Source organism: Streptomyces thermospinosisporus, assembly GCF_039526425.1.
Taxonomy (GTDB): domain Bacteria; phylum Actinomycetota; class Actinomycetes; order Streptomycetales; family Streptomycetaceae; genus Streptomyces; species Streptomyces thermocarboxydovorans.
The window spans coordinates 19,809-27,221 of sequence record NZ_BAAAIZ010000080.1; the positions used below are offsets into that span (position 1 = coordinate 19,809).

3 protein-coding genes are annotated in these 7,413 nt (G+C 75.3%); 1 reads left to right on the top strand and 2 read right to left on the bottom strand.

Going from position 1 to position 7,413, the window contains the following annotated elements:
• Nucleotides 1-143: 143 nt before the first annotated feature.
• A complete protein-coding gene (locus ABD207_RS24435) occupies nucleotides 144-1,889 on the top strand; it encodes a DAK2 domain-containing protein (RefSeq protein ID WP_344015261.1) in 1,746 nt (581 codons plus the stop codon).
• Between the two features lie 12 nt (nucleotides 1,890-1,901).
• Here the strand turns inward: ABD207_RS24435 and ABD207_RS24440 are convergent, their stop codons facing one another.
• Both ABD207_RS24440 and ABD207_RS24445 read right to left on the bottom strand, forming a co-directional pair.
• Complete coding sequence (locus ABD207_RS24440) at nucleotides 1,902-4,991, bottom strand: tetratricopeptide repeat protein (RefSeq protein ID WP_344015262.1); 3,090 nt, start codon at nucleotides 4,989-4,991, stop codon at nucleotides 1,902-1,904.
• A gap of 34 nt (nucleotides 4,992-5,025) precedes the next feature.
• Nucleotides 5,026-6,870 carry an HSP90 family protein gene (locus ABD207_RS24445; RefSeq protein WP_344015263.1) on the bottom strand — a complete coding sequence of 615 codons (1,845 nt, stop codon included), beginning with the start codon at nucleotides 6,868-6,870 and terminating at the stop codon, nucleotides 5,026-5,028.
• Nucleotides 6,871-7,413 lie beyond the last annotated feature (543 nt).

Consider the following 7,413-nt stretch of genomic DNA (forward strand, 5'->3'; position numbering starts at 1 on the left):
TCGGGCAACCGGAGCAGCATACATCGGCTGCACCCGTAGAACGAAACTACCATGGCTGCTCGGGGACCCGCCCCCGGCCCTCTTCCGGCGATCAGGCCCCCACGGTCTACGCTGCGTGCCACGTCCAGCTCAGGGAGGCGCAGGTGGCGCAGGTGCCGCAGACGTTCTTCGATGCTCTCGCGGTGCGGACCTGGTGCGGTCTCGCGCTCGAAGCGCTGGGGCGCTCGCGCGAGGAGATCGACGCGATCAACGTCTACCCCGTGGCGGACGGGGACACCGGGACCAACCTCTTCCTGACCGTCGAGTCGGCCGCGGCCGCCGTCGAGGCGGTGTTCGCGGGCCACGAGGCGGGCGTCGGCGCCGGCACCGGGACGGAGTCCGGGACCGGACCCACGCTCGCCGACACCGTACGGGCCATGGCACACGGCGCGCTGATCGGGGCGCGCGGCAACTCCGGCACCATCCTGGCGCAGCTGCTGCGCGGGATGGCCCAGGTGCTGGCCGCGGATGAGACGGCCGGTGCCTGCGCCGACGGCCCGCAGCTGCGGCTCGCGCTGCGGCAGGCGGCCGACGCCGCCCGCGAGGCGGTCGCCCACCCCGTCGAGGGCACCGTGCTCACCGTGGCCACGGCCGCCGCCGACGCGGCCGGGGACGTGGAGGGCGACTGCGGGGCGGTGGCCCGCGCTGCCTACGAGGGCGCCAGGGCGGCGCTCGACGAGACCCCGGACCAGCTGCCCGTGCTGCGCCGGGCGGGCGTCGTGGACGCGGGCGGCCGCGGCCTGCTGGCGGTGCTCGCGGCGCTGCTGGGGACCTGCACCGGGGAGATGCCGAAGGACGCCCTGGGCGGCGCCCATATGCGCCTGGAGCCCGTGCCCCAGGGAGCCGCGGGCGCGGACGCCTCCACCGCCGGTGAGCTTCAAGAGCCTGGGGGCACGGTGAGCGAGGACACCGCCCCGGCACCCGTCGGGCCCGCCTTCGAGGTGATCTACCTCCTGGAGGCCGAGGACGACGCGGTCGAGCGGCTGCGGACCCGGCTCGACTCGCTCGGCGACTCGCTCGTCGTGGTCGGCGGCGACGGCCTGTGGAACGTGCATGTGCATGTCGACGACGCCGGCGCCGCGGTGGAGGCGGGCGTCGAGGCCGGGCGGCCGTACCGCATCCGGATCACCCACTTCGGCGCCGGGGACGTCCACACCACCCACGCCGAGCGGCCGCTGCGGGAGCGGGCGCAGCGGGCCGTGGTGGCCGTGGTGCCGGGCGAGGGGCTGGCCGGGCTGTACACCGAGGCCGGCGCGACGACCGTGCTCGCGCGCCCCGGGGAGCCTCCGGCCAGCGGCGAGCTGGTCCAGGCGGTACGGCGGGCGCACGCGCGCGAGGTGGTGCTGCTGCCCAACGACGAGGAGCTGCGCCACACCGCCGCGGCCGCGGCCGAGCAGGCCCGCGCGGAGGGCATCCGCGTGGCGCTCATCCCGACCCGCTCCGCCGTGCAGGGCATCGCGGCGCTCGCCGTGCACGAGCCGGAGCGCCGCTTCGACGAGGACGTGGTGTCCATGACGTCCGCAGCCGGCGCCACCCGCTACGGGGAGGTCACGGTCGCCGAGCGCGAGTCCTGGACCACGGCCGGCATCTGCCAGGCCGGGGACGTCCTCGGCCTGGTCGACGGCGATGTGGCGGTGATCGGCGACGACGTCGAGGCCATCGCCGCCGACGTCCTCGACCGGATGCTCGCCGCGGGCGGCGAGATGGTCACCCTGGTCCTCGACGACGACGCCCCCGAGAACGTCGCCGACCACCTCGAGGCCCGCGTCCGCGAGCGCTACCTCGCCGTCGACACGGTCGTCTACCACGGCGGCCGCCAGGGCGCCCTGCTGCTGATCGGGGTCGAGTGAACGAAGGGCGGCTCAGCCGTCCTGCTGCTGTTCCGTCCCGGCCTGCTGCTCTGCCGTCCCACCCTCCTGCTGGTCCGTCCCGTCCCCCTGCTGCTCCGCCAGATGCAGCAGGTGTTCGGCGTCGGTGCGGCGGGCGCGGGCGGTGTCGTCGTCCGCCGGGGCGTTCTCGTACGCCTCCAGTACCGCCCGCGCGTGTGCGGTCGCGGTGTCCGGGTGGCCCAGCTCGGTGGCCAGCCAGGACGCGGCCAGCTGGGCCTGGGTGCGTTCGTGCAGGAACTCCGGTCCGGCGGTGTCGAACGCGGTGATCGCCCGGACGAGTTGGGCCGCCGCCTCTTCCAGGACGGCCTCGCGGTCGTCGTCCCCGGCGTCGCCGTCCGCCCAGCGGAGCAGCAGGTCGGCGAACTGGCGGTGGGTGTGGCCCAGCTCGGCGGTCAGACGCAGGCGCGTCGGCTCGTCGCCCGTCTTGTCCCGCGCCGCCGCGCACTCCGTCACCGCCTCGGCCATCAGCGTCCGTGCCGGACCCGGGTCCGCAGCGTCCGTCCGCAGTGCCAGCCAGGCGCGGGCGCGCAGCGAGCCGACCAGGCCCGAGGTGTCGCCGACGGCGCGCCACAGCTCGCCCGCACGGGCGAAGGCACGTTCCGCCTCCTCGGGCAGACCCGCCATCTCCAGGCTGGACGCGGCCAGATGGGCCAGCGTCGCGTGGTCCTGCTGCTCGGGCCAGTGCCGGGCGATGCCGGCGGCCTGCAACCGCCGCTCGGCCGCCGCGCGGTGCTCGCCGAGCTCGCTCAGGCAGTCCCCGAGCCACCACAGCGTCTGGACGACCGGACCGTCCCCGTGGGTCTCCACGGTCAGATCGGGCAGGGCGGACTCCAGCACCTCCGCGGCCTCGGCCCACCGCCCCTGCCGCAGCAGCAGCCCGCCGAGCATGTGCCGCGCCCAGGCGCCCAGCGCCGGTCCCTCGCCCGCCTCGTCGGCCCAGTGCGCCGCCTCGAGGGCCTGGCCTGCGGCCTCCCGCACCCGGCCCGATCCGGCGGTGACCTCGGCGAGCTGGAGGTGCAGCTGAGCCCGCCCGGACGGCTCCACATACGGTCCGCCGTGCTCCAGGGCGGCCCGCAGCGCCCGTTCCGCCCCGGCGTCGTCGCCGAGATGGTGGGCGAGCTGCGCCAGCCGCGCCTCGTACTCCACGGCGAACCACGGCAGGCCCGCCGCCACGTACTCCTCGGCCGCCCGCCCGAACAGCTCGGCGGCCCGCTCGATCTCGCCCGCGCGCCCGGCGAGTTCCCCGAGCATCGCCTGCCCCTCGGCGCCCCGCGCGGCCAGCCGTACGTCGTCCCCGGTGTGACCGTCGACGAGCGCGAGCACGGCACGGACGGCGGACTCCGCCGCGGAGAGAAGGGTCTCCGGGCTGCTCTCCTGGGCCTCCCGGCCGCTCTCCTGGGCCCCGAGGCTGTTCGCCTGGGCCTCCTGGGCCTCTACCGCCTCCATGGCCTCCTGCACGCGCCGCATCAGGATCCGGGCGCGGGACATCAGGACCGAGGCGGTCTGGAGTATGCCGGTGGAGCCGTCGGCGTGCAGGGCCAGGATCTGTTCGTGGGGGTCCGCGACCGCCGCCAGCGCCTCGTCCGTCGCGCCCGCCAGGGCCCGTACGTACGCGCCCCGCGCGCGGGCCGCCAGGGCCTCGCCGGGGTCGCCCGCCTCCGCGTACAGCTCGGCGGCCCGCTCGAAGAGGTGCACGCCCTCGGGGCCGAGGCCCATCGCCTCGTGCTCCGTCATCTCGGCGCGGTCCCTGGCGTCCAGCTCCACGCCCTCGGCCGCCCGGGCCACCGCTGCCCACGCCTCCACGGCGTGCGGCTGCAGGGTGTCGGAGAGCCGCCGCGCCTCGGCGATCAGCGCCTGCAGGTCCGGCTCGCCGTCCTCGCCCGTGCCGGTGGAGGGCGGCTGGGGCACCTGGGCGACCGGGGCTGTCACCGGACGCGTCCCGGCCGACGCAGGCGTGCGCACGCCCAGCGGCAGCCGGTCCACCAGCGGGCGCTGCTCCATCCGGGCGCGGGCCCGCTCGCTGACATAGGTGGTGCCGTTGCGCGCGTCGAAGCGGGCGGCCAGGGACAGCGCCTCCCGGCGTGCGTGCGCGGCGAGTTCCGCCGCGGTCCACGACCGGCCGGACGGACCGGGCACCTGCCGCTCGCCGAGACCGAGTGCGGTCAGCCGCTCCATGAGGAGGGTCACCACGCTCAGGAAGTCCAGCTTGCTGCGCGGGTGTCCGTCGTCGGTGAAGTACGCGGGGCGCTCCGCGAGCAGTTCGAGACCGCGCGCCTCGTTGCCGGTCAGCGCGCAGAACTCCACATGGTCGGCGTAGGCGCCGCGCATGCTCTCCATGGGGCGTACGAGCCGGAAGCCGCGCAGATGGTTGGCGCGCGCCTCGTCCGTGCGGCCCAGCCGCAGCAGCGGCAGCAGGGAGGAGGCGAGCACGGCGTGCGGCTCGTGGGCGCAGGTGTACTCGCCCTCCAGGACCGGTCGCCACAGTCGCAGCGCCTCCTCGTCCCGGCCCCGCTCCCCCTGCCACCAGCCCTGCCCGCTCAGCTCGCAGGCGTGGCAGTCGGCCATCGAGTCGCGGTCCGCGGCCAGCCATGCCGCATACGCCCGCTCGGCCCGCTCGACGTCCCCCACATGCGCGGCGACGCTGAACTCGGCGCTGCGCACCGCCCGTTCGGAATGTCCGGCCAGCTTGTAGCGGTGCTCCATCTCGCCGAGCCACTTCTCGATCGAGGCCAGCGGGATGTGCGGCTGGTGGAGCATGCCGGCCGAGACCCACTTGAACATCCAGTGCAGGGAGTGCGTCTCGTACTCGTCGAAGTCCTCGGGGTGTTGGTCCCACATGCGCAGCAGCCGGGCGAAGGGGACGAACATCTTCCCCTTCTCCGAGCTGTAGTTGTAGACCTGCAGCTGGTGCCGGAGCGCCTCGATCACGGCCAGCGGCATGTTCAGCTTCTCGGCCTCGGCGAGCAGCTGCTCCGCCCGCGCGTTGCGGGCCGGCCCCTCCGGCTGCTCGGAGTTCTCCGCCATCGCCCGGCGCAGGGCGTCGATGTCCGTGATCTCACCCATCAGTGCCCCTCCTGACCGCAGGATGCCGAGCCCGTCACTGCCCCTCCTCCGAGTGCGTGGCCCACTCCAGCAGGCCGATGAAGGCCCGGTTCAGCAGCGCCGAGTCGGCGGGCCGCAGCGGCCGCTGGGCCATCAGCAGCGCCTGCCCGTACAGCGACTCCGTGGCCGTGCCGATCAGCTCCGGATCGCCGAGCGAACTGATCCGCCGCACCAGCGGGTTGAGATGGTTGAGCACCAGCCGGGCGCGCGGCGCGCTGCCGCGCAGCGAGCCGAGGATGCCCGCCCACAGCTCGTCGGCCTGCTCCTCCGCCTCGGCCCGGGCCTGCTCGTGCCGCGCCTCCCGGTCGTCCAGGTGCAGCGCGGGCACCGACAGCGGGTGGAAGGCGCGCAGCACCACGTCGCAGCCCAGCAGATCGAGCCGGGCCCGGGCCGCCGCCAGGAAGTCCGACAGGGCCAGCTCCTCGGCCGGGTCGACCGCGTCCAGATGCGCGGTCACGGTGTCCGTGTCCAGCTCGGCGACGACTGTGCCCGGCCGCACCGAGGGCAGCGCCTCGACCAGTTCGGAGTCGTAGGTGTAGCCGCCGTTGATCACGCCGATGCCCTGCGCCGAGGCGATCGGCGCGACCTGCCGGTACTCCTCGACCGTCCGCGTGAAGTGCACCACCGGGTGCCGCTGCGCGAACTCCTCCAGGGACAGCCGCCCGTCGGTCGTCTCGAACGGCAGCCACGGCAGCATGGTGCGCAGCATCTCCGCGTCGTGCCGGGCCAGCGACTTCACGCCCAGGTGGTGCACCGACAGGAACGCCGCGAGCCGCTCCGGATCGCCGGCGGCCAGGCCGGTCAGCCAGGCCCGGATCCGCTCGCCCAGCGCCTCGCGCACCCCGGCCAGGGTCTCGTCCTCGTACAGCGCCTCGCGGGAGGCGGTGGGGCGCAGGCTGTCCGTGTCCAGCACGCAGCGCACGAAGAACGCCCAGTCCGGCAGCAGCTGTTCGGCCCGCTCGGTGAGCAGCATGCCCTTCAGATGCACCCGGTGCCCGGCCCGCTGCGCCGGACTGACCGCCGACGGCAGCACATACGCCACCCCGCGGATCCCGGCCAGCGGCACGTTCAGGTCGATGGTGTCCAGCGGGGTGAAGCCGAACAGCTCGTGGCAGTGCCGGGCCAGCGCCACCCGGCGGGCGGCGGGGCTCGGATACGGCCGGTCCCAGGGCGCCGGAAGGTCGGTGACCGCCTTCTCGCCCACCCGCACGTCGTACGGCAGCAGCGAGCCGAAGTCCCGCGCCAGCGACAGCACCCGCTCCTCGGCCAGCCACTCGGCGGCTCCCGCCCGCGCCGTCAGATGCACGGTGGTGCCCGGTTCGGGCCGGGCGTCGTCGGGCAGCGTGCGCACGGTGTACGAGCCGTCGTCCCGGGCCGTCCACTCGACCGGCCGGGCATCCGGCGTGCGGGCGCTGCGGCTGACCACCCGGATCCGCTCGGCCACCACGAAGCACGCCAGCAGACCGATGCCGAACTGCCCGAGGAAGTCCGAGCGGGCCTCCTGGAGCCCCTCGGCGCGCTTGGAGCTGCGCCCGATGGTGGCGAGCAGGCTGTGCACGTCCGACTCGGTGAGCCCCACGCCGGTGTCCTCCACGCGCAGCGCCCCGCCCTCGGCGTACAGCCGCACCCGGGCGGGGGAGCCGGGCTGCTCGGCGCGCCGGGCCGTGATGGCGTCCACGGCGTTCTGCAGCAGCTCGCGCAGATAGACCTTGGGGCTGGAGTAGAGGTGATGGGACAGCAGGTCCACCAGGCCGCGCAGGTCGACCTGGAAGGTGTGGGGTGACTGGGACGGTAGGGGTGTCTGAGCTGCCTGGGAAGCCTGTGAGATCTGGGAATCCATCGTCACGGCGCCGGTGGGGGCTCGCTGCGGCGCGGGGTCGGGCGGCCCCGGTGAGGCGGTGACCGCGGAGAAGGGTGGCCGGAGCGCGCCATCCTAGAGCCCGTTCAGCGGCCCTGACCAGCGCTTTCCCCAGACCTTACGGAAACGGGCGACGGCGGCGCGGGAAAGCGGCGGCCCCGGACCGCGACGGGCCGGGCGTACCGGGCAGCGAAAACGGCGGCCCCGGCCTGCGACGGGACGGTCGCACCGCTGGAAGCGGAATCGGCCGCCCCGGCCCGGCGGCCGGGCGGCCCCGGGTACCGGAGCCCGGCGGTCGCGGCCCGCGCAACAGGCGTCTACGGCCACCCGAAAACCGGCGTCGCGGCGCCCCGGAAATCCGGCGGCCCCGGCCCGCGACGAGACAGGCACACCGCTGGAAGCTGAAACGGCCGCCCCGGCCCGGCGGCCGGGCGGCCCCGGGTACCGGAGCCCGGCGGTCGCGGCCCGCGCAACAGGCGTCTACGGCCACCCGAAAACCGGCGTCGCGGCGCCCCGGAAATCCGG

What these genes read in the sequence shown, in the direction of transcription:
- ABD207_RS24440 (WP_344015262.1), bottom strand. Translation starts at nt 4,991, where the DNA reads ATGGGTGAGATCACGGACATCGACGCCCTGCGCCGGGCGATGGCGGAG.
- ABD207_RS24445 (WP_344015263.1), bottom strand. Translation starts at nt 6,870, where the DNA reads ATGGATTCCCAGATCTCACAGGCTTCCCAGGCAGCTCAGACACCCCTA.